Origin of the sequence: Shinella sp. HZN7, from assembly GCF_001652565.1 — a bacterium.
In the GTDB taxonomy this organism is placed as follows: Bacteria; Pseudomonadota; Alphaproteobacteria; order Rhizobiales; family Rhizobiaceae; genus Shinella; species Shinella granuli.
This window is the reverse complement of the sequence record NZ_CP015745.1, coordinates 50,280-71,126: the sequence shown is the minus strand read 5'-3', so window position 1 is coordinate 71,126 and position 20,847 is coordinate 50,280. Positions and strand designations below refer to the sequence as shown.

General features: G+C 60.8%; 15 protein-coding genes and 9 pseudogenes. 8 read left to right on the top strand and 16 right to left on the bottom strand.

Features of this window, described 5'->3' with window-relative positions; translation table 11 throughout:
• The first annotated feature begins 94 nt into the window (after positions 1-94).
• Positions 95-688 (top strand): recombinase family protein, encoded by a 594-nt coding sequence (locus shn_RS33185; protein ID WP_064334458.1) that lies wholly within the window; start codon positions 95-97, stop codon positions 686-688.
• Here shn_RS33185 and shn_RS33180 read toward each other — a convergent pair.
• On the bottom strand, positions 685-897 hold the full coding sequence (locus shn_RS33180; protein WP_371328644.1) for a universal stress protein: 213 nt from the start codon (positions 895-897) through the stop codon (positions 685-687). The two genes, shn_RS33185 and shn_RS33180, sit on opposite strands and share 4 nt — an antisense overlap.
• 97 nt (positions 898-994) lie before the next feature.
• Between shn_RS33180 and shn_RS33175 the strand changes: the two genes are divergently transcribed.
• From shn_RS33175 to shn_RS33165, 3 genes are read left to right on the top strand one after another with little or no spacing between them, the layout of a single operon-like run.
• On the top strand, positions 995-1,450 hold the full coding sequence (locus shn_RS33175; RefSeq protein WP_064334700.1) for a MarR family winged helix-turn-helix transcriptional regulator: 456 nt from the start codon (positions 995-997) through the stop codon (positions 1,448-1,450).
• Positions 1,443-2,603, top strand: coding sequence for an HlyD family secretion protein (locus shn_RS33170; RefSeq protein WP_064334699.1), 1,161 nt, complete (start codon positions 1,443-1,445; stop codon positions 2,601-2,603). The genes shn_RS33175 and shn_RS33170 overlap by 8 nt, the downstream gene beginning before the upstream one ends.
• Complete coding sequence (locus shn_RS33165; protein ID WP_064334698.1) at positions 2,590-4,140, top strand: DHA2 family efflux MFS transporter permease subunit; 1,551 nt, start codon at positions 2,590-2,592, stop codon at positions 4,138-4,140. The genes shn_RS33170 and shn_RS33165 overlap by 14 nt, the downstream gene beginning before the upstream one ends.
• Positions 4,141-4,157: 17 nt before the next feature.
• On the opposite strand, the pseudogene shn_RS37700 reads toward shn_RS33165, so the two are convergent.
• Positions 4,158-4,293 (bottom strand): annotated as a pseudogene (locus shn_RS37700) (helix-turn-helix domain-containing protein); the annotation flags it as partial.
• A gap of 60 nt (positions 4,294-4,353) precedes the next feature.
• Here shn_RS37700 and shn_RS37695 point away from each other — a divergent pair.
• Positions 4,354-4,419: pseudogene (locus shn_RS37695) on the top strand (transposase); the annotation flags it as partial.
• A 27-nt stretch (positions 4,420-4,446) separates the two neighbouring features.
• Here shn_RS37695 and shn_RS33160 read toward each other — a convergent pair.
• From shn_RS33160 to shn_RS33145, 6 genes and pseudogenes are all read right to left on the bottom strand, one after another.
• The gene (locus tag shn_RS33160; protein ID WP_064334697.1) at positions 4,447-6,513 is read right to left on the bottom strand and encodes a recombinase family protein; all 2,067 of its coding nucleotides are present in this window, start codon (positions 6,511-6,513) and stop codon (positions 4,447-4,449) included.
• Entirely contained in the window at positions 6,506-6,685 is a 180-nt protein-coding gene (locus tag shn_RS33155) for a hypothetical protein (RefSeq protein ID WP_064334696.1), read from the bottom strand. The genes shn_RS33160 and shn_RS33155 overlap by 8 nt, the downstream gene beginning before the upstream one ends.
• Positions 6,686-7,065: 380 nt before the next feature.
• A complete protein-coding gene (locus shn_RS35560; RefSeq protein WP_145926147.1) occupies positions 7,066-7,605 on the bottom strand; it encodes a transposase in 540 nt (179 codons plus the stop codon).
• A 486-nt stretch (positions 7,606-8,091) separates the two neighbouring features.
• Positions 8,092-8,346: pseudogene (locus tag shn_RS35555) on the bottom strand (IS6 family transposase); the annotation flags it as partial.
• Positions 8,347-8,519: 173 nt separating this feature from the next.
• Positions 8,520-10,190, bottom strand: a complete 1,671-nt coding sequence (locus shn_RS33150) for an AarF/ABC1/UbiB kinase family protein (protein ID WP_064334695.1) — start codon at positions 10,188-10,190, stop codon at positions 8,520-8,522.
• A gap of 2 nt (positions 10,191-10,192) precedes the next feature.
• Entirely contained in the window at positions 10,193-10,885 is a 693-nt protein-coding gene (locus shn_RS33145; RefSeq protein WP_064334694.1) for a DUF6781 family protein, read from the bottom strand.
• A 358-nt stretch (positions 10,886-11,243) separates the two neighbouring features.
• On the opposite strand from shn_RS33145, the gene shn_RS33140 reads away from it, so the two are divergent.
• The gene (locus shn_RS33140) at positions 11,244-11,810 is read left to right on the top strand and encodes an HlyD family efflux transporter periplasmic adaptor subunit (RefSeq protein ID WP_064334693.1); all 567 of its coding nucleotides are present in this window, start codon (positions 11,244-11,246) and stop codon (positions 11,808-11,810) included.
• Complete coding sequence (locus shn_RS35550; RefSeq protein WP_064334692.1) at positions 11,807-12,967, top strand: ATP-binding cassette domain-containing protein; 1,161 nt, start codon at positions 11,807-11,809, stop codon at positions 12,965-12,967. Before shn_RS33140 ends, shn_RS35550 begins: the two co-directional genes overlap by 4 nt.
• 100 nt (positions 12,968-13,067) lie before the next feature.
• On the opposite strand, the pseudogene shn_RS36185 reads toward shn_RS35550, so the two are convergent.
• The 8 genes and pseudogenes from shn_RS36185 to istA all read right to left on the bottom strand — a co-directional run.
• Positions 13,068-13,643, bottom strand: a pseudogene (locus shn_RS36185) (IS66 family transposase zinc-finger binding domain-containing protein); the annotation flags it as partial.
• Positions 13,644-13,929: 286 nt separating this feature from the next.
• Positions 13,930-14,331 (bottom strand): annotated as a pseudogene (locus shn_RS33120) (transposase); the annotation flags it as partial.
• A gap of 303 nt (positions 14,332-14,634) precedes the next feature.
• Positions 14,635-15,036, bottom strand: a pseudogene (locus shn_RS33115) (transposase); the annotation flags it as partial.
• A 303-nt stretch (positions 15,037-15,339) separates the two neighbouring features.
• Positions 15,340-15,741, bottom strand: a pseudogene (locus shn_RS33110) (transposase); the annotation flags it as partial.
• 303 nt (positions 15,742-16,044) lie between these two features.
• A pseudogene (locus shn_RS33105) lies at positions 16,045-16,446 on the bottom strand (transposase); the annotation flags it as partial.
• Positions 16,447-16,749: 303 nt separating this feature from the next.
• Positions 16,750-17,625: pseudogene (locus shn_RS33100) on the bottom strand (IS110 family transposase); the annotation flags it as partial.
• A 310-nt stretch (positions 17,626-17,935) separates the two neighbouring features.
• A complete protein-coding gene (gene istB, locus shn_RS33095; RefSeq protein WP_064334689.1) occupies positions 17,936-18,694 on the bottom strand; it encodes an IS21-like element helper ATPase IstB in 759 nt (252 codons plus the stop codon).
• Positions 18,691-20,145 carry an IS21 family transposase gene (gene istA / locus shn_RS33090; protein WP_084438736.1) on the bottom strand — a complete coding sequence of 485 codons (1,455 nt, stop codon included), beginning with the start codon at positions 20,143-20,145 and terminating at the stop codon, positions 18,691-18,693. The genes istB and istA overlap by 4 nt, the downstream gene beginning before the upstream one ends.
• A gap of 438 nt (positions 20,146-20,583) precedes the next feature.
• Here istA and shn_RS33085 point away from each other — a divergent pair, with 438 nt between their 5' ends.
• Positions 20,584-20,796 carry a helix-turn-helix domain-containing protein gene (locus shn_RS33085; RefSeq protein ID WP_064334687.1) on the top strand — a complete coding sequence of 71 codons (213 nt, stop codon included), beginning with the start codon at positions 20,584-20,586 and terminating at the stop codon, positions 20,794-20,796.
• The last annotated feature ends 51 nt before the right edge of the window (positions 20,797-20,847 follow it).

Below are 20,847 nucleotides of genomic sequence, written 5' to 3'. Positions count from 1 at the left end.
TACAGGGGAGAAACGCACTGTCCACAAATTACCTTGACGGGCTTTCGAACGGGCGAAATATTACGGACAGCCTATTCGGACAAAATTGGCCCCCATGCCGCGCACCTTCGCCTATGTCCGCGTTTCCACGACGGGACAGACCACCGAGAACCAGATTCAGGAAATCGAGGCCGCAGGCTTCCAGGTCGAGCCGCGCCGTATCATCACCGAGACGGTTTCCGGCAGTACCGCCATCGTGCAGCGCCGAGGATTTTCCCGGCTCATGGACAAATTGGAGGCTGGGGACATTCTCATCGTGACCAAGCTCGACAGGCTCGGCCGCGACGCGATCGATGTCAGCACCACGGTCAGGACGCTGGCTGAAATGGGCGTGCGCGTCTATTGCCTTGCGCTTGGCGGGGCCGATCTCACCAGTTCGGCCGGCACCATGACCATGAATGTGCTCAATGCCGTCGCCCAGTTCGAACGGGACTTGCTGATAGAGCGGACGCAATCCGGTCTCAAGCGCGCCAAATCGGAAGGAAAGGCCCTCGGCCGACCCTCGACGCTCAGTGAGAAACAAAAGCAGGGTGTGCGCGATGATCTGGCGACGGGAATGAGCGTTTCGGCAATCGCCAGGAAATTCGTCACCAGCCGGCAGACGATCATGCGCCTACGAGACGAAGGTTCACGCTTCGTTCGGTCCTAGCGCAGGATTTTGAACTGCTCTTGTTCCTGCCCCTGATAGCTCAACACACTGGCATCGGCCGCCTGCGCCAACGCATTTCCCGAGACGGTCTCGACGACAGCCAAAAGAGTCACCCCGGCGCCTGTGATCTGGGCAAGCCGCGCCCCTTCACGCAGTGCCAATCGCCCCTCACGTGATCCGTCGTAGCAGAGGAGGATGTTGGTATACATCAGGGTACTCCCGTCGTCGAAATGGTGCTTGCCAGATAATGTGCCCTACATTAATTAGATAGCTAGTTATTTTCAAGCTATCTTGTAGTGAGGACCGATGGCTGATGCCCCGGATCTGAATGAGTCCTTCACCCGCTCCCTGGCGACGGTGTTGCGCCAGTGGACGAGGCATGTCGATCTGCAGTTTCGTGAACTCGGCTTGTCACAGGCTCGCTGGAGAGTGCTTTTTGAACTCTCCAGCCGTCAGGATGTGACGCAGATTGAATTGGCTCATTCGCTCGGGATCGAAGGGGCCACCTTGGTGCGTCTGCTGGACAGGCTGGAGGCCGACGGACTTGTGGAGCGACATCCGTGTGAAGACGACCGGCGGGCCAAAAAGCTGCACCTGACCGACGGCACCAAGCCACTGATCGACAAAATGAAGAAGATTGCAGCCGCCAGCCGGGCTGAACTCCTCGCGGACGTGCCTCCCGACGACCTGCGAACCGCCACCCGGGTCCTGAGCCAGATTGAGGCCCGGCTTGAACTGTTGAGAAGTGACCAGAATGGATAACTTGAAGGCGATTACTCCTGATATTGGCAATACTCCCTCCGAAAGGGCAGAAGATTTCTCCCCACCCAGGCGCAGCCGGGTGAAATGGTTCAAACTGCTTATCATCGGGGTTCTGGTTGGAGGCACCGTCTGGCTGGGTGCACCTTGGCTACGCGCGCGGTTCACGCAGATCCACATCGATGACGCCCGGATCGCGGCCAACATCGTGACGGTATCGAGCGAGGTTGCCGGACGTGTGACGGCCTTTCCGGTCGTTGTCGGCGACTCTGTCGCTGCAGGCGACATGCTCGCCAGCATCGATCGGGAATCGTCAGAGCCGCAACTATCGGCGGTTCTTTCAAAGCTTTCCGCCACAGATGCACAGTTGGCCGAGACCAAAACGCGCAAGGTGATGCTTGAGAAGCAACTCGCCGCGCGGCGCAAAGCCGCCGCAGCGAGCATTGCGGCGGCCAACGCGAACCATGAAGCCGCATTGGCCGCTCTCAGGAACGCGCAGAGCCGACACGACCGGGTGACGAAACTGGCAGGGCAAAACGTCTCATCGCAGCAGAATCTGGAAGACGCGCGTGCGGCCCTGGACGCGTCCGTACAACAGGAACGTGCGGCCCACGCCGCGATCGAGAGCGCAAGAGCCGATCTGGCCATCGTTGAGGCGGACGCGGCGCAGATGGATGTACTGGACTCCCAGATCGCTTCGGTTCTGGCCGGGCGGACGGGAACCGAGGCGGAGCGCAGTCTCAAGGAGATCGACCTCGCTCATCGGACCATCAGCGCGGCCTTCTCTGGAATTATCGACGCCACTTTCGCTGATGTCGGCGAATATGTGACACCGGGAACGCGACTGGTCATGTATCATGCCCCCGATGAGGTCTGGATCGACGCCAACGTGAAAGAGACCAATTTTGGCAGTATCCGGGTGGGATCGAAGGCGCGCATCACCGTCGATGCCTTCCCTGGCCGGAATTTCGAGGGCGAGGTGATTGCAATGGGCGGGGCGGCGACCAGCCAGTTGGCGCTTCTGCCAAGCCCAAATCCATCGGGTAACTTCACGAAGGTCACCCAGCGCCTGCCGCTCCGGATATCCATCAATCCCGACGGGGTGCAACTGCGTCCCGGCATGATGGTCGAAGTCTATGTCGATGTCGCAGATTGACCGCTATTTCGAACGCCATGGTCCTGCCTACAAATGGTATGCGACGGGGACAATCATGGTTGCTACCATTTCCGTGGTGCTCTCCACTACGATCGTAAATGTCGCTATCCCTGCTGTCATGGGCGCATTCGGGATCAGCTCGGTTCAGGCACAATGGATATCGACCGGCTTCCTCGCAGCTATGACGGCGACGATGCTTCTTGCGGACTGGGCCGATCGGGCATTTGGCATGCGGCTGACCATGAACGCGTCGATGGCAGTCTTCCTTCTCGGCTCGATTGTCGGAGGATTGGCGCCGAATGAGACCATTCTAACCCTTGCACGCGTCGTGCAGGGCGCCGCGGCCGGCATCGTGCAGCCCCTGGCGATGATCATGCTGTTCAAGGTTTTCCCTCCCGACAAACGCGGAGCCGCGATGGGGATCTACGGCGTGGGCGTCGTTCTTGCCCCGGCGCTCGGGCCGTGGATCGGCGGCGTACTTATGGACGCCTTCAACTGGCGGTTCGTCTTTTATCTGGGCCTGCCCTTTGCGGGCATCGCCATACTCCTTTCGAACCTCTTTCTTCCCGGCCGGGAGGAAAAAGGCCCCTTGCCGGCCTTCGATTTCGTCGGCGTCACAATCTTGTCCGTTTTTCTCGCAGTTCTGCTCAGCACGCTGTCGAACGCGCAGCGTCTGGGGTGGGATTCGAATACGATTCTGCTTGGGTTCGTCCTTTCAATCGCCGCAGCACTGGCTTTTGTCTCATGGGAGATGCACACGGAAAAGCCCATGCTGGACATGCGGCTCTTCGCCAATTTCGCCTTTTCCTCGGCCTCGCTCGTCTCCTTCATCATGGGAGCGGGCCTCTTCGGCTCGACCTACCTCCTGCCGGTCTTTGTGCAGCAGATCCAGGGAATGACCCCGACGCAGGCAGGCCTTCTGCTGATGCCGTCAGGGTTTGCCATGCTCTTCGTCTTCCCGGTTGCCGGCCGATTGTCCGACAGGGTGGCGCCTGCGATCATGATCGGTGTCGGGATGGCGATCTTCGCCTGGTCCTCGTGGCTCATGTCCGCATCGGATGTCAACACGGCCTTCTGGACGCTGGCATGGTGGACGGTTATCTCGCGCGTCGGATTGGGCCTCGTGTTCCCGGCGATCTCGTCCGGGTCGTTGAAAGTCCTGCCGCGCCATCTTCTCGGCCAGGGATCAGGGACGGTCAACTTTATCCGGCAGCTCGGTGGCGCCTTCGGCGTGAACCTGCTGACAGTGTTTATCGAGCGGCGCACGATCATGCACGCCGATGCGTTCGCAGCGACGCAGACCAGCGACAATTCTACCACCATGGAATTCCTACGTCAGGTGGCTGGTCTCGTGCAGGCATCCGGACTACCGGAGAGCCAGCTTTTGCCTACGGCGGCCTCTTTTCTGGGGCAGAGCGTGGTGGCTCAGGCAACGAATGCCGCATTCCAGGACGGTTTCCTTGTTGTGTTTGGGATATTCCTTCTCGCGTTGATACCTACCTGGTTCATGTGGCGCGCCAGATCACCTGCGTCATAGGTACCATAACGGAAAAAAGGTCGTTCCGGGACCTCGAACTTCATCCGCATCGTCCAGACGCAGGTATTTACGGATGGTGTTCCGGGACAGGCCGGTCCTGCGGACAATCTCCCGGATCGATAGATGCTCTCGACGATGCCAGCGTCGGATCACGCTGAAAACACGCGAGGAAAGGTTGGAACCGGCTCAGTTCTGCGTGGAAACCAACACTGCTACACCGAAGACGGCAGGATGCCGATCGACAACAACCTTCTTGAGCGTGACATCAGGATTTTTGCGATGTCTGATTCATTGTACGCCTCCTTCTCAAGTATTTGGAAACATTGGGATTTGATTTTGCGTTTCGAGGTGACACGGGCCACCGTTACGCCCCATCGCACGAACGACGGCGTCAGAATTAAGATCGGCCGCGAGGATTTGGTAAGGAGCGCCGGGAACGACCTGCTCTGCGGGAAGGATTTTAGCCTCGATCAAGCGCCGGATCCGATGGCTTGTGACCCCGCAGTGTTGTGCGGCCTCACGCAGAGTGAGCCACGTGCCGTCCTTTTCCGCCGAGCGATAGGCGTGGATATCGCGTACGCGCCTTATGGAACTCACGCGTTTGGCTGTCCAAGTCTTGCCTTGTGCTGTCGGCATTCGCATTCTGTTCAGCGTTGCGGCGATGTCCTCGTCCGACCATCGAGTAGCCATGCTGGTAATCACGGCGATGGCGTCATCGGAAGTGCGGCATTCATGTTCTCCGGAACTGGGTTTGTGCAGTCGAACCTCCGAGTGCTGACCGCCCTTCCAATGGATAGTCAGAACAATCTCATGGGCAACGTCATCAATATTGGCCGTGATCTCGTTGACCAGCGAGCGAAGCAACTGCTGGCGGGTGCGCATCGTCACTTGCGGATTTGCCCAAGCCGCTTGCAGATCGTCGGCGAGACCGGCAAAATCCGGAACGGTCTTATCGGCGTTGGTGGCCTCCGCTGCGCTCAGCCGGGCTTCGCACTCTTGAACGCGGCGTAGGGTCGCCTCCCAGTTCTTCTCGAGCGTCGCGGCGATCAGACGGTTATCTGGGTCGCAGGCTGCATAACGGCGCTCCGCCAAAGAGGCATCATAACGGGCTTGCTGAAGCTCCAGCTCGATCATCCGCTGTTGCTCTGCCTGACCTTCCATGTACATCCTCTCCGCCTTAAGCGCCGCTTCGACCGCCATGGGCTCGACGGCACGGATGAGCTGCGAAGCGATTGCTCTATCGGTACGTTGCCCTGCAAAACTCATACAGCGCGCCGAGTTGTAGACATCCGCGCCGAAGCATTGGTAGATGGGGTAAGGATAGCGCCCCCTATACCCAACCTTCAAGCGGCGTCCGCATCGACCGCAAGCCATTAATCCAATCAATAAAGACCGCCCACCTCTCCCGGACTTCGGCCCGCCCCGGCGGCCGAAATCGTTGAGGGAAAGCTGCTTCTGGTTGCGTTCGTACTCGGACCAGTCGATGTAGCCCTCGTGGTGGCCTTTTAGAAGAATCTCGCAATCACTCAGCGCGCGAGGATGTTTATAGGTTTTGTGGGCGCGACCATCGATAATCTCAGTACGTTTCTCAGTCTTACCGTACGCATAGGCTCCCGCATAAAATGGGTTCTTCAAAACCGAGATGACGTTACGATAGCGGATTGGCGTCCAATCAAACGACACTGATCGCTTGCCGTCGGATGGGCGGGGGAAGTGAACGTGTTCCGCGCTGAGGGCGCGGTAGACCTGGCGACCACTTCCCAGTTGGCGAAAGCGCTCGAATATCTGACGAACGGCTTCTTGAACCCGAAGGTCAGGGTCAAAACCGAGGCCAATTTCCCGGTGCCAGATGTAGCCGATTGGCACCGGAATACGCAGTTCACCGCGGCGCGCCTTGGATCGGGCGGCATCGAGCATCCTTGATCGCAAGATACCAAGCTCAAACTCGCTGATGCTGCCCTTCATTCCCAAAAGCAGCCTATCGTTCGGGCGGCAAGGATTATACACGCCTTCAAGGTCAATGACCCTTGCCTCAACCAGCCCGCAGAGCTCAAGTAAATGGTGCCAGTCGCGCCCATTGCGGGCCAAACGCGACGCATCCAGGCAGAGAACGGCGCCCACATTGCCGGCACATAGTCCAGCGACGAGTTTATCAAATCCTGGGCGAGCGACCGTTCCGCTTGCGGAACGGCCAAGGTCATCATCGATAACTTCAACGTCTCGGAATCCGCGCCGGCGGGCCTCATCGACCAGCTCATACTGCCGCCGCTGGCTCTCAAGGTTGTGCTGGACCTGGGCTTGAGACGATTGGCGAACATAAACCACGGCCTTGCGCTTTAATATTGAAGGCGGCAAAATATCGACGTCAGTCATTGCCGTTCTCCACCGTTATCGCGCCGGCGGCTTCCATGAGAAGCCGCGCCAACCTTATGGTGACCGCGCTTCGTTCGGTGGCCTTGATCCCCTTCAACTCGGGCGGGTCCAGTAGAATGCAGAGCTGGCGCGGCGGGCGGGGCGTTAAGATCAGGTCGAATGACTTCCTCATGACGGTCCTCCTGGACGACGTTGCTATCGTCTGAGAAACTTCGCCTGAGTCTGTGCCTCTCAAGCAATAGACATAGATCTGCAAGGCCCTCAATGTTTACGTAGGGCTCCCCGATCTGCATTGCCGCACAAATTATCGGATCGAAGATCCAAGCCGGAAAGCAAAGCGCCACCCCAGGCTCCACTTCACCGACGATCGTCTCCATTCCCCGCCGCGTCTCATCGTAAAACCGCCGCACACGGCGCCCGTAAAGCGCGTGCCAGCGATAATGGACTACGAGCTCTTGCTCGATATGGGCAGAATGTCCACCCGACCGCCACTGGAAGGAAAAGCTGGCTATTTTGCGACACTGTCGACGGGGCCAAGGCGAGCGCCGTCATCTACAGCACTATGCTGACCTGTCGCGCCTGTGGCGTCGAGCCATTCGCCTGGTTGCGACACGTCCATCGAGCCCATGGGATTGGTGACAAAACCATAAAGCTCAACCACCGCAGGCCGCTGGCCTTGACGAAGTGGCCATGGCTGGAGCGCACCGGATCCCGATAGATGCCACGAGCGGCGATGTTTTGGCCCCAACGGCGTTCGATTGTATCGTCCATTCCGATCACGACAGGGCCTTCGGGCACGAACCTTTCAACGATGATCGACAGAAGGCGGGCCGACAACAGGCGCGGGTTCCAGCGGGCACGGTTGAGGAGTTGATGGTAGGCAGCGAAATTGCTGGCCTCCGCTCGACCGGTGATCCGCAGGCAGGCCGTTACCGTTCGCTTGCCGTGAGAAAGGATCGCACCCATCACCAAGACCAAAAGATGGTCCCAACTCGGCGCGGTAAACCAGACACGAAATGGCAAAAGCCATTGGCGAAGAATGTGGGGAACCGCATCGCCCCGGTCATTGCCACGATCAGGAGATTTGCTCATCAACCGGTTGGAATCCGATCGGGCCTATGAAGCAAGGCACGCAAACTGCGGCGAATTGATTCACCCCTTCCCGCTCAGCACACGCAGAAATCAGTACCAATTTTGTACAAAGTCAAGCTAAACATCGGAGCGACAGGTTCCCGCGTTCCACACGAAAGCCTGGTGAAGAGTCACGCCGCCTTCATGCCGGATGCCGCCTGGGCAGAAATCAGGTCGCCCTCCAGACTTGTCCCGGGCTAACGAATTCTTCCCGGTTTCGACATCATCTTGCACTTTTCGACACGTCATCAGCGGTTCGCTTGCGCTCGTCTCTCTAAACCTCACATGACGGACTAAAGCCCGCCTTTTCTGCAACGCTCACGACCACGGCTCTTTACCGTCGCAGCTTGCAGTGATTTGAAACCTACCCCTGACGGTCGGCTTCGAGGGGCCATACCCTCATCTTCCGTGCAGCTCGGCTCCCACATTGCGGTGGGTGCCTCGCGGCACACCTTCATCCATGTGCCACTTGTCTCGCGGCCTGGGCCTATCGCGGCGAATGCAAGCGGCAAAATGACAGCCGAACCGGTTGACCCAATGTCTCACCGTTTCACGGCTGACGATGACACCCCGCTCGGCAAGAAGGTCCTCGACATCGGCAGCACTCACGGCAAATCGATAGTAGGCCCAAACCGCATAGCTGATGATTTCGCGAGGGTGACGGAACCCCTTCAGGGGCGGAAGCGGTGCTGATTTCCTCATCCCAATCACCTACAGGCCAGCGCACCGAGATTCAACTTGGCAATACCGTCGGTCGAGATCGGAGAAGTTACCCTACAGCACGAGCGTTTCCGGTGCCCGCAGGACACTGATATGACACCAGCCGTGTGCGCCACCGCTGCAAAGGCCCAATCCGATCCGTGCCATGCGCCGCCCTATTTCCGCCCGTTGCGCCAGATCGACCACAAGAGGACGAAACCGCCGATCACCGCCCCGAAGAACCCCAACATCGCGAAGGTGGCAAGCCCGAATGGCAATTCCGCCCCCGAAGCCGCCGTCACGATCGAGGAGCCGACGGTCAACGCCGCCACGATCACCGCCAGCGTCAGATGCGTGACCGACTGGCGCATCTTCTCGACGATCCTCTCGACCTCAGCCAGTTCCACCCGCACCCCCAGCCGACCGCGCCGTGCTGCGTCCAGAAGTTGCGTCAGATCGCCCGGCAGGCGCGCGGCCAGCCGGGCGCTTTCGCTGAGGCTGTCCCGGGCGGCGCGCGCCATCGCCTCGGGTCCGTGGCGCTGCCAGACCAGCTGCTCCAAGATCGGCCGGGCGGCGGCGACCATGTCGAAGCCGGGGTCGAGCTGCCGCCCCATCCCGTCGAGCGAGACGAAGGCCTTGACCAGCAGCGTCAGGTCCGGCGGCAGGGCAAGGTCGTGCTCGCGCATCAGGGCGGTCAGGTCGAAGACGAGTTCGGAGAGGTTCAACGCACCGATCGGCAGCCCGTGTACCCGGTCGATGAACGCCTCAAGCCGCCCCTCCAGCGACGGATCGTCCTGTCCATCGGCCCCGGCCCAGTCGCGCAAGGTTCGCGCCACCCGATCGGGTCGCCGCTCCACGATCCCGTAGAGCAGATCGACCAGTTCGTCGCGGCGCCGGCGCGACAGGTGCCCGACCATGCCGAAGTCGATGAACACGAGTTCATCGCCGGGCAGAAAGAACACATTGCCCGCATGGGGATCGGCGTGAAAGAAGCGTTCCGCCAGGATCATGTGCAGCACCGCATTCGCCCCGCGTGCGGCGATGCGCTTCAGGTCCAGCCCGGCGGCGCGCGCGGCGGTCAGGTCGCCGCCCGGAATGCCTTTTATCCGCGCCTGCACATTCATGACCTCGCAGGTCCAGTCCCAGAACACGGGCGGCACATGGATTCCGGCCCCGTCGCGGAACCCGGCGGCCACACGTTCGGCATTGCGGCATTCACTGGCCAGATCCAGCTCGGCGCGGATCGAGCGGGCGAATTCGTCCAGAATCTCGTGCGGGCGATAGCGCGCAAGCTCGGGCCATTCGGCAAGTGCCACGCCGACGGCATGGCGCAGCAGCCGCAGGTCGGCCTCGATCACCCGGCAGATGCCGGGGCGGCGGATCTTCAGGATGACCTCTTCGCCCGAGGGCAGCCGCGCGCCATGCACCTGCGCGATGGACCCGGCGGCCAGGGGTTCGGTGTCGATCCGGGCGAAGATCGCCGATAACGGTTGACCCAGTTCGGCCTCGACCTCGGCGGCGAGTTCCGCAAATGGCACGGTGGGCACCTGGTCTCGCAGGCGTTCCAGCTCTGCGATGACGTCGGGCTCGAAGAGGTCGATCCGGGTGGACAGGATTTGCCCCAGCTTGACGAATGTCGGCCCCATCTCTTCCAACGCGCGGCGCAGCCGCTGGGCCGAGGTCAGGCCGTCGCTGCCTGCGTCACCGCCCTGCGGCAGGCCTGGCTTGCGCTTCCGGCGCGACAGGCCGGCGCGCTCCAGCATCTCGGAAAAGCCGTATCGCGCCAGAACCGCGACCAGATCGCCCAGCCGCCGCAGATCGGGCGTAACATCCTGTGCAGCGGTCATGCTCAGGCATCCTCTTCGGGCCGCTCCGTCCGGTCCTTGTCGTGCCCGGCCCCCAGCGCATCGGCGAGCCCCGCGAGGATACCGCTGCCGATCGCGGCAATGGTTGCAGCCCCGGTCTGGGCGCTGCGTGCGACCTCCGTTGGGCGCGGCGGGATATGCGGGTGATGAGGCCGCTCCAGGGTTGCCAGCGCCGCGCGCACCGCAGCGCCGGTCCGCGTACCGGTGCGCCGCAGATGGTCGGCCAGATCGCCGACAATGCGCGCCGAGACTTTTGTCCCGCTTTTCATCACCGAGGCGAGCGTATCGAAATAGAGCCGGTCCAGTGTGGCAAGATCATCAAGGGCACGCCTCAGATCCTGTTCGGAAAACGCGGCCGCGCCGCTGCGCGCTTCCTCGATCGCCAGCTTCGAGGCCATGGCGGCGCGTTCCAGCGCATCGTCGATCCCGGCCACTGTCTGCCGGAGCGCCTCAACATTTTCGGCCCTGTCTCCTGGCACGGCCTCCGCGGCCCCTTCAAGGACAGAGCGCACGACATCGCGGATCTGGCCCTCTTCCAGAGACCGGTTCGACAGTGCGCGCATCACCACATCGCGCACCGCCTCGCGGGTGGCCTGAGGCCCCTCGACCGCCTCGCGCGCTTGTCGCCGGAGATCGGGGGCACCGGGGTGCGGCCCCTTTTCGACGTCCTCTGTCATCAATCTCTCCTTCCCGTCTGCATTGCGGGTTGATATTATACAGCCTATGTATAACCGATAAAACGAGGACCTTCCTATTCGGTTTTGATTTTCAATGCGAACCAATCGAACTTTAACCCTGCCAACCGTCGCCAGATTCGTTGCGCCGCGCCAGCGCGGACAACACGTCACGTGCGGTACGACGCAAACGGACTACAGGCGGGACTCGGCCTGAACACCGTGACCGAGACCAAGGTCGACAAAATCAGATGGGCGTATCTGGCACTGCCGAGCGGTGCGACCAATCCCCGCGTATTTGGCCGAAAGAGATGGCCGGAGAGGCAGCGGAATGAGGTTCTCACGATAGCAGTTTCCGGGCATGATCACGATTCTGGCCATCCTGGCGGGCGTCATGGCTGCGGGCTGGTGGTTGCTGCGACCGACCGCGCTGCCGTACGGAGTCGCCTCGGCCAATGGTCGCATTAAGGCGGTCGATATCGCCCGCAGCGGCGTCGCCCAAAGCGAGGCCCAGGCCACCATCGCCCGGATTGAGGCGGGGCTTGTCGACGCGGCGCTGCCCCCCGGCGGTACGGTGGTGAACATGGTCGATCTGGCCGACGTACACATGAACTTCTTCCTGCCCACCGCCGAGGCCGGGCGGCTGGCACTCGGGGACGAGGTGCGGGTGATCCTTGATGCGGCGCCCGAATTCGTGGTTCCGGCCCGGGTGTCCTTCGTGGCCAGCGTCGCGCAGTTCACCCCGCGCGCGGTCGAGACCGAAGCCGAGCGCAAGAAGCCGATGTTCCGCATCCGCGCCCGGATCGCCCCGGACCTGCTCCGCCAGCATGAGGCACTGGTCAAGACCGGCCTGCCGGGCACCGCCTATGTCCGTATCGACCCGGCGGCGGATTGGCCCGCCGACCTCGCGCCAAGACTGCCGCAATGACCACCGGCGATCCGGTGATCCGGTTCGAGGGCGTTGGCTTACGCTACGGCAAGGTCCATGCGCTCAGCGATGTCAACCTCGAGGTTCCGTCCGGCTGCATGGCCGGCCTGATCGGCCCCGACGGCGTCGGCAAGTCCAGCCTGCTGGCGTTGGCCGCCGGGGTGCGCCGGATGCAGACCGGGCGCATCGAGGTGCTGGGCTGCGCCATGTTCCGCCCCGGATATCGCGCCAAGGTCGGGCCCCGCATCGCCTACATGCCGCAGGGACTGGGTCGAAACCTCTGTCCGACATTGTCGGTGCGCGAGAATATCGACTTCGTCGGCCGTCTGTTCGGCCATGACGCGACTGAACCCGCCCCGCGGATCGAGGTGCTGACCAGAGCAACGGGGCTCTATCCTTTCCTCGACCGTCCCACGGGCAAGCTGTCGGGCGGGATGAAGCAGAAGCTGGGGTTGTGTTCGGCACTGATCCACGACCCGGACCTGCTGATCCTCGATGAACTCACGACCGGCGTCGATCCGCGCGGCGCGCGAGGGCATGAGCGTGCTGGTCGCCACCGCCTACATGGAGGAAACGGCGCGCTTCGATTGGCTCGCGGCGATGGACGGAGGCCGGATCCTCGCCACCGACAGCCGAAGGGCCTTTTGCGGGCGACCGGGGCCGAGACGCTCGATACGGCCTTCCTCTGCCTCCTCCCCGAGGAAAAGTGCCGCTCCCATCGCCCCGTCGAGATCGTCCCGCGCAACGGGCACGACGGCGAGCCCGCGATCGAGGCGCACGACCTGACCATGCGTTTCGGCGACTTCACCGCCGTGAGCCGGGTGCAGCTGAGCGTGAAGCGGGGCGAGATCTTCGGCTTTCTCGGCTCGAACGGCTGCGGCAAGACCACGATGATGAAGATGATGACCCGGCGGCGGGTCGGCTACATGTCGCAAAGCTTTTCGCTTTCCGGGGAACTGACGGTCGCGCAGAACCTCACGCTCCATGCGCGCCTCTTCGCGAGGCCGGAACCCCAGATCGCGCCTCGGGTCGAGGAGATGCTGTCGCGCTTCGATCTTGCCGAGGTGCGCGGCAAGCTGCCCGACCGCCTGCCGCTAGGGGTGCGCCAGCGCCTGTCGCTGGCCGTTGCGCTGATACACACCGGCCTGAGATGCTGATCCTCGACGAGCCGACCTCGGGCGTCGATCCGGTGGCGCGCGACGAGTTCTGGCGCATCCTGATCGAGTTGTCGCGGGGCGAGGGTGTGACCATCTTCATCTCGACCCATTTCATGAACGAGGCCGAACGCTGCGACCGCGTCTCGCTGATGTATGACGGCAAGGTGCTGGCAACCGGCGTGCTGATGCCGGTCCGGTCGCAATGGCGGCAAGCATATTTGAACCGAACATTCTGGAGGACCTTTGCCTTCACCTCGATATGAAGCTGCTCGGTGACGGCCTCTCCCATGCGATGCATCTGGTGACGGCAGCAGGGACAAGCCTTCTGATCGTCGGCAAGGTCATATTCGACGCGCTCGCGCGGCAGGTTTTCCGGCAGCGGCTTGCGCCCGCGTTTCTTTCCCGTCTCGCCTTTGGTGAGTGGCAAGCCGGTGTCCGGAAGCTCCACGACATCACAGTCCTCACGGTCGCCGTCATCCTCGGCGGCAGCCTCCTCGGCTTCATTGAAGAGGCGATCGACGTGCTTTTCGCTCTTCGGCGCAAAACGATGCAGCCGTGCAAGCGCCAGCTCTTCCTCGAGTTTGACGACGCGTTCGGCGAGCTGACGGTTTTCCGCCTGCAGCGCGGCAATGCGCGCGATCAACTCCTCAACAGTCGGTTCGCCGGGTCCGATCATCAGATTCTTGAATCTTCTGTGGTTGCCGCCCGTGATGCAAGAAGTCTTTGAACCGAATGTCATGTGATCGAGTGCGGTCTTCTGTGAGGCCTGTAGATACGGCGTTTACAGAAGCCGCTGGCCGGTATGGTGATCTGCGGGTCGGGTCCAAATCTGAATCCCGAGCTCTTCTGCTCATGATTCAAGGCTGGTTTTCCCGATCCAGATCTTTTCGATCATTTGCCCATTCGGGTCGTCGCCTTCTTACACCTCCACTTTCCGGCACAGGCTGGCTACAGCATTGTCATCATGTAGCCATCGCCTGCGTCGGAATGCTGTAGTCCTCATGTTTTGTCAGCAATGCCCAGACCGTGCGCGCCATCTTGTTGGCCAGTGCGATCGCGACCAACATTCGGGGCTTTCGCGCGAGCATGCGCGCCAACCACGATCCTTCGGGTATGGATTTCCGGCCCAGCCAGTTCAGGCGTGTCATTGCCCCGATAATCAGCAGCCTGCGGATATCAGACTGCCCTGACTTGGAAATGCGTCCCAGCCGTTGTTTGCCGCCCGACGAGAACTGACGTGGCACAAGGCCGAGCCATGCGGCGAAGTCACGGCCACGCCGGAAGTTCTCCATTTGCGGGGCAAAGGCTTCGATCGCCAAGGCTGTCAAAGGGCCAACGCCAGGAATGGTCTGCAAGCGCCGCGCCGTGTCAGCTTCAGCCGACAATGCCTTGATCTTCTGTGGTTGCCGCCCGTGATGCAAGAAGTCTTTGAACCGAATGTCATGTGATCGAGTGCGGTCTTCTGTGAGGCCTGTAGATACGGCGTTTACAGAAGCCGCTGGCCGGTATGGTGATCTGCGGGTCGGGTCCAAATCTGAATCCCGAGCTCTTCTGCTCATGATTCAAGGCTGGTTTTCCCGATCCAGATCTTTTCGATCATTTGCCCATTCGGGTCGTCGCCTTCTTACACCTCCACTTTCCGGCACAGGCTGGCTACAGCATTGTCATCATGTAGCCATCGCCTGCGTCGGAATGCTGTAGTCCTCATGTTTTGTCAGCAATGCCCAGACCGTGCGCGCCATCTTGTTGGCCAGTGCGATCGCGACCAACATTCGGGGCTTTCGCGCGAGCATGCGCGCCAACCACGATCCTTCGGGTATGGATTTCCGGCCCAGCCAGTTCAGGCGTGTCATTGCCCCGATAATCAGCAGCCTGCGGATATCAGACTGCCCTGACTTGGAAATGCGTCCCAGCCGTTGTTTGCCGCCCGACGAGAACTGACGTGGCACAAGGCCGAGCCATGCGGCGAAGTCACGGCCACGCCGGAAGTTCTCCATTTGCGGGGCAAAGGCTTCGATCGCCAAGGCTGTCAAAGGGCCAACGCCAGGAATGGTCTGCAAGCGCCGCGCCGTGTCAGCTTCAGCCGACAATGCCTTGATCTTCTGTGGTTGCCGCCCGTGATGCAAGAAGTCTTTGAACCGAATGTCATGTGATCGAGTGCGGTCTTCTGTGAGGCCTGTAGATACGGCGTTTACAGAAGCCGCTGGCCGGTATGGTGATCTGCGGGTCGGGTCCAAATCTGAATCCCGAGCTCTTCTGCTCATGATTCAAGGCTGGTTTTCCCGATCCAGATCTTTTCGATCATTTGCCCATTCGGGTCGTCGCCTTCTTACACCTCCACTTTCCGGCACAGGCTGGCTACAGCATTGTCATCATGTAGCCATCGCCTGCGTCGGAATGCTGTAGTCCTCATGTTTTGTCAGCAATGCCCAGACCGTGCGCGCCATCTTGTTGGCCAGTGCGATCGCGACCAACATTCGGGGCTTTCGCGCGAGCATGCGCGCCAACCACGATCCTTCGGGTATGGATTTCCGGCCCAGCCAGTTCAGGCGTGTCATTGCCCCGATAATCAGCAGCCTGCGGATATCAGACTGCCCTGACTTGGAAATGCGTCCCAGCCGTTGTTTGCCGCCCGACGAGAACTGACGTGGCACAAGGCCGAGCCATGCGGCGAAGTCACGGCCACGCCGGAAGTTCTCCATTTGCGGGGCAAAGGCTTCGATCGCCAAGGCTGTCAAAGGGCCAACGCCAGGAATGGTCTGCAAGCGCCGCGCCGTGTCAGCTTCAGCCGACAATGCCTTGATCTTCTGTGGTTGCCGCCCGTGATGCAAGAAGTCTTTGAACCGAATGTCATGTGATCGAGTGCGGTCTTCTGTGAGGCCTGTAGATACGGCGTTTACAGAAGCCGCTGGCCGGTATGGTGATCTGCGGGTCGGGTCCAAATCTGAATCCCGAGCTCTTCTGCTCATGATTCAAGGCTGGTTTTCCCGATCCAGATCTTTTCGATCATTTGCCCATTCGGGTCGTCGCCTTCTTACACCTCCACTTTCCGGCACAGGCTGGCTACAGCATTGTCATCATGTAGCCATCGCCTGCGTCGGAATGCTGTAGTCCTCATGTTTTGTCAGCAATGCCCAGACCGTGCGCGCCATCTTGTTGGCCAGTGCGATCGCGACCAACATTCGGGGCTTTCGCGCGAGCATGCGCGCCAACCACGATCCTTCGGGTATGGATTTCCGGCCCAGCCAGTTCAGGCGTGTCATTGCCCCGATAATCAGCAGCCTGCGGATATCAGACTGCCCTGACTTGGAAATGCGTCCCAGCCGTTGTTTGCCGCCCGACGAGAACTGACGTGGCACAAGGCCGAGCCATGCGGCGAAGTCACGGCCACGCCGGAAGTTCTCCATTTGCGGGGCAAAGGCTTCGATCGCCAAGGCTGTCAAAGGGCCAACGCCAGGAATGGTCTGCAAGCGCCGCGCCGTGTCAGCTTCAGCCGACAATGCCTTGATCTTCTGTGGTTGCCGCCCGTGATGCAAGAAGTCTTTGAACCGAATGTCATGTGATCGAGTGCGGTCTTCTGTGAGGCCTGTAGATACGGCGTTTACAGAAGCCGCTGGCCGGTATGGTGATCTGCGGGTCGGGTCCAAATCTGAATCCCGAGCTCTTCTGCTCATGATTCAAGGCTGGTTTTCCCGATCCAGATCTTTTCGATCATTTGCCCATTCGGGTCGTCGCCTTCTTACACCTCCACTTTCCGGCACAGGCTGGCTACAGCATTGTCATCATGTAGCCATCGCCTGCGTCGGAATGCTGTAGTCCTCATGTTTTGTCAGCAATGCCCAGACCGTGCGCGCCATCTTGTTGGCCAGTGCGATCGCGACCAACATTCGGGGCTTTCGCGCGAGCATGCGCGCCAACCACGATCCTTCGGGTATGGATTTCCGGCCCAGCCAGTTCAGGCGTGTCATTGCCCCGATAATCAGCAGCCTGCGGATATCAGACTGCCCTGACTTGGAAATGCGTCCCAGCCGTTGTTTGCCGCCCGACGAGAACTGACGTGGCACAAGGCCGAGCCATGCGGCGAAGTCACGGCCACGCCGGAAGTTCTCCATTTGCGGGGCAAAGGCTTCGATCGCCAAGGCTGTCAAAGGGCCAACGCCAGGAATGGTCTGCAAGCGCCGCGCCGTGTCAGCTTCAGCCGACAATGCCTTGATCTTTGCGGTCCGCGCGTCGATGCGAGCCGTCTTCTCAGCGATCTGTTTCAACAAGTCGCGGCATTCTTCAAGCATCAACGCAGGCAAGTCGCTGTTTAGCCCGTCCAAAATCTCTTCAATACGCTTGAAGTGGTTACGACCTTGAGGAACAACATGGCCATACTCATAAAGGCAGGCTCTCAGCGCGTTGACCAGTTCTGTGCGCTGATGGACGAGTCGTTCTCGAGCCCGAAACAGGATCGCCCGGCTCTGCTGATCCGCGGATTTTGGCTCCACGAAGCGCATTTCCGGTCTCTGGGCCGCAATTACGATAGCCTCCGCGTCTGTCGCATCGTTTTTCTGCCGCTTGACGAACGGCCGTACATATTGCGCCGCGATCAGCTTCACTTCGTGGCCAAGCCTAACCATCTCACGTGCCCAGTAATGCGCGCTGCCACAGGCCTCCAGACGTGCCTTCGATACCGGATCAAACCCACGTCGCCCACTCGGATGCACAACCGTCACCCGCAGCGCCTTCCCATCATCTTCCATCACTTGGTGTCCACCTCATTTCTGGTGGACGCCTCATGCATCACAGCACGCAACGGCAAAAGGTGCGGAGAAATTCGAGCTTACGCATCAGTGTCAACGGCGGAGTAAAATCCTGCCACGCGGCGGCGCAAAAGTCGGCCACTTGTGGCGCGCGCATGAGACCGCCGGGAGGGCTTAGGCCCGAGCGGGGGTCTCATGCGCGCGTTGCGATTTTCGAAGGGTGTCAGCCGGCCTTTCGGGCGCGGCTTTGGGCGAGACGATAGCTGTCGCCGTTCATCTCGAGGATGCTGACGTGATGGGTGATGCGGTCGAGCAAAGCGCCGGTCAGGCGCTCGGACCCCAAGGTATCCGTCCATTCGTCAAAAGGAAGGTTGCTGGTGATCAGGGTCGCGCCTCGCTCGTATCGTTGCGAGATCAGCTCGAACAGCAATTCCGCGCCGGTCTTTGACAGCGGCACGAAGCCCAGTTCATCGATGATCAACAGCTGGTAGGCGGCCATCTGCTTCTGGAACCGGATGAGACGCCGCTCGTCGCGCGCCTCCATCATCTCGCTGACCAGTGCGGCCGCTGTCGTGAACCCAACGGACAGGCCCTTCTGGCAGGCGGCCAGGCCGAGGCCGAGCGCCACATGGGTCTTGCCCGTGCCGCTGGGGCCGAGAGCGATAACGTTCTCCCTGCGCTCGATCCATTCGCAGCGCGCCAGTTCCAGCACCTGCATCTTGTTCAGCTTTGGGATGGCGGCGAAGTCGAAACTGTCGAGGCTTTTGACGACCGGGAACCTGGCCGCCTTGATGCGACGCTCGACCTTGCGACGGTCCCGTTCGATCATCTCCCGCTCGGCAAGCCGGGTGAGGTATCCGACATGATCGACGCCTTCGGTGGCGCACAGCCGGGCCAGCTTCTGGTACTCGCGCTGGAAACTCGGCAGCTTCAGGGTTTTGAGATAATGGGTGAGAAGGATCTCGGGTGCTTCGGTGTTCATGCGGCTTCTCCCGCATCCGACGACAGGAGACGCATATACGCCTTCGCCGATGTCGTCTCGACCGTCGCCCTCGGCAGGTAGGGGTAGATGGACAGGTCCAGTCTGGGCGGCCGGCGTTCCACCCGGCACAGGATCAGATGCTTGACCGCGTCGAAGCCGATGGCTCCGAGTTGCAGGGCCCGCTTCACCGCCGCATGCAGATCGGCGAGTTCGAAGCTCTCCAGCAGGCGGAGGACCTGCACGTACTCACGCCGGCCGTGCTTGGCCATGCGGCCTTCCATCAACCGGCGCAGCGTAGCGAACTCTTGCGGCAAGTCCCAGCCCTGGAGGGGCGCTGCCTGATCCAGAGAATTGATCTTCTGCTCGATCAGCGGCAGGTAATGGACAGGATCGAAGACGACGTCTTCCCGTTCCCAGCACCGAGGATGGCGGGCGATGATCTCGCCACGGCAACCGATGACCACTTCGTTGACATAGCCGCGCACCCACACATCCTGATGGCCATAGGCGACCGGGACGGAATAGTCGTTGGTCTTGTAGCGCACCAGCGACTGCGCCGTCACCTTGGCACTTGCCTGGTCGCAGGCATCAAATGGCGAGGCTGGCAAGGCGCGCATGGCAGCCAGATCGCGCCGCAAGCGCTCGCCGATCGTCTCGCTCTCGCCGCGCAGCCTGTCGCGCTGGCGCTTCCGGCACTGCTCCTCCAGAAAGGTGTTGAACGCCTCCCATGTCGCAAACTGCGGGATCGGCACCATGAAGTTGCGTCGGGCATAGCCGACGAGACCCTCGACGTTCCCCTTGTCGTTGCCCTTGCCGGGACGGCCATAGCGATCCCGGATAAGGTAGTGGGACAGGAAGCCGCTGAACAACGTCGCGCGCTTGCGGGTGCCGTCAGGCAAAATCTTCGCCACCAGGCAACGGTCGTTGTCGTAGACGATCGATTGCGGCACGGCGCCGAAGAAAGCGAACGCATGGACATGGCCATCGACCCAGGCCTCGGCCACTGCCGCCGGATAGGCCCGCACGTAGCAGCCGTCGCTGTGCGGAAGGTCGAGCACGAAGAAATGCGCCTTCTGCTCGACACCGCCGATGACCACCATCGCCTCACCGAAATCGGCCTGCGCATGGCCGGGCGGATGCGACAGCGGCACGAACACTTCCTGGCAGCGCTGATCCCGCTCGCGCATGTAATCCTTGATGATCGTATAGCCGCCAGTGAACCCGCATTCGTCTCGAAGCCGGTCAAACACCCGCTTGGCCGTATGGCGCTGCTTGCGCGGCACTTGTCTGTCTTCGTCCAGCCAGTGATCGATCGTCGAGACAAACGCATCCAGCTTGGGCCGCCGGATCGGTGATTGTCGCTGATAGCCAGGTGGCGTCGAATAGGACAGCATCTTGGAAACGCTGTCGCGCGATATGTTGAAATGCTTTGCAGCCTGACGCCGGCTCATGCCTTCCGAGCAAGCCAGTCGAACCTTCAGATATAATTCCACGGTATAGATCCCCAGGCCCTCCTGCGCTCATTGCAGAAGGAAAATAGGTGGCCGACTTTTACGCCGCCCGAAGCGGGACAATCCCGCCGCTACCGTGGTCTAATTTTGCACCGCCGCTCTCAACGCTTCCTTCGGCATCGAACAGAACCGCGGATTCCGCTCGCTTCTCTCGGTCTCGGAGGTCTCTGCATCGTTCATCCGCTTTTCCTCGAAACTCATTCCTTCACCACTTGAAACGATGCTTTGGTGCCGCACTGCGCGGCCCGCGCTACACCCTATCATACGATCAACATTGCGAGGCAGTCGAAGATCGCTTGCCGCCCAATATCACAGGCCATGTCGAATCGGAACTATAGTTCCTAGAACAATAGTTCCGATTCAGGTTCGGCTGACGTCATGGATCTCAACGAGGTCATGGCGGCCAACTTGCGTCGAATACGTCATGGCAAGAAACTGACGCAGGAGGAACTTGCACACCGCACGGGCCTGAGCGCACGCCATATCGGTGCCATCGAACGCGCAGAGATGTCTGCAACCCTCACGGTTCTTGGCCAGATTTCAGAAGCACTGGGCGTCGAACCCGCCGAGCTTGTGACCAAATCGCACTGATCTGCAATCGCGCCCGTGGTCGACTGATTTTTAGGTTCGGAGGCGGCTTCC

What these genes read in the sequence shown, in the direction of transcription:
- shn_RS33185 (WP_064334458.1), top strand. Translation starts at nt 95, where the DNA reads ATGCCGCGCACCTTCGCCTATGTCCGCGTTTCCACGACGGGACAGACC.
- shn_RS33180 (WP_371328644.1), bottom strand. Translation starts at nt 897, where the DNA reads ATGTATACCAACATCCTCCTCTGCTACGACGGATCACGTGAGGGGCGA.
- shn_RS33175 (WP_064334700.1), top strand. Translation starts at nt 995, where the DNA reads ATGGCTGATGCCCCGGATCTGAATGAGTCCTTCACCCGCTCCCTGGCG.
- shn_RS33170 (WP_064334699.1), top strand. Translation starts at nt 1,443, where the DNA reads ATGGATAACTTGAAGGCGATTACTCCTGATATTGGCAATACTCCCTCC.
- shn_RS33165 (WP_064334698.1), top strand. Translation starts at nt 2,590, where the DNA reads ATGTCGCAGATTGACCGCTATTTCGAACGCCATGGTCCTGCCTACAAA.
- shn_RS33160 (WP_064334697.1), bottom strand. Translation starts at nt 6,513, where the DNA reads ATGACTGACGTCGATATTTTGCCGCCTTCAATATTAAAGCGCAAGGCC.
- shn_RS33155 (WP_064334696.1), bottom strand. Translation starts at nt 6,685, where the DNA reads ATGAGGAAGTCATTCGACCTGATCTTAACGCCCCGCCCGCCGCGCCAG.
- shn_RS35560 (WP_145926147.1), bottom strand. Translation starts at nt 7,605, where the DNA reads ATGAGCAAATCTCCTGATCGTGGCAATGACCGGGGCGATGCGGTTCCC.
- shn_RS33150 (WP_064334695.1), bottom strand. Translation starts at nt 10,190, where the DNA reads ATGACCGCTGCACAGGATGTTACGCCCGATCTGCGGCGGCTGGGCGAT.
- shn_RS33145 (WP_064334694.1), bottom strand. Translation starts at nt 10,885, where the DNA reads ATGACAGAGGACGTCGAAAAGGGGCCGCACCCCGGTGCCCCCGATCTC.
- shn_RS33140 (WP_064334693.1), top strand. Translation starts at nt 11,244, where the DNA reads ATGATCACGATTCTGGCCATCCTGGCGGGCGTCATGGCTGCGGGCTGG.
- shn_RS35550 (WP_064334692.1), top strand. Translation starts at nt 11,807, where the DNA reads ATGACCACCGGCGATCCGGTGATCCGGTTCGAGGGCGTTGGCTTACGC.
- istB (WP_064334689.1), bottom strand. Translation starts at nt 18,694, where the DNA reads ATGAACACCGAAGCACCCGAGATCCTTCTCACCCATTATCTCAAAACC.
- istA (WP_084438736.1), bottom strand. Translation starts at nt 20,145, where the DNA reads ATGAGCCGGCGTCAGGCTGCAAAGCATTTCAACATATCGCGCGACAGC.
- shn_RS33085 (WP_064334687.1), top strand. Translation starts at nt 20,584, where the DNA reads ATGGATCTCAACGAGGTCATGGCGGCCAACTTGCGTCGAATACGTCAT.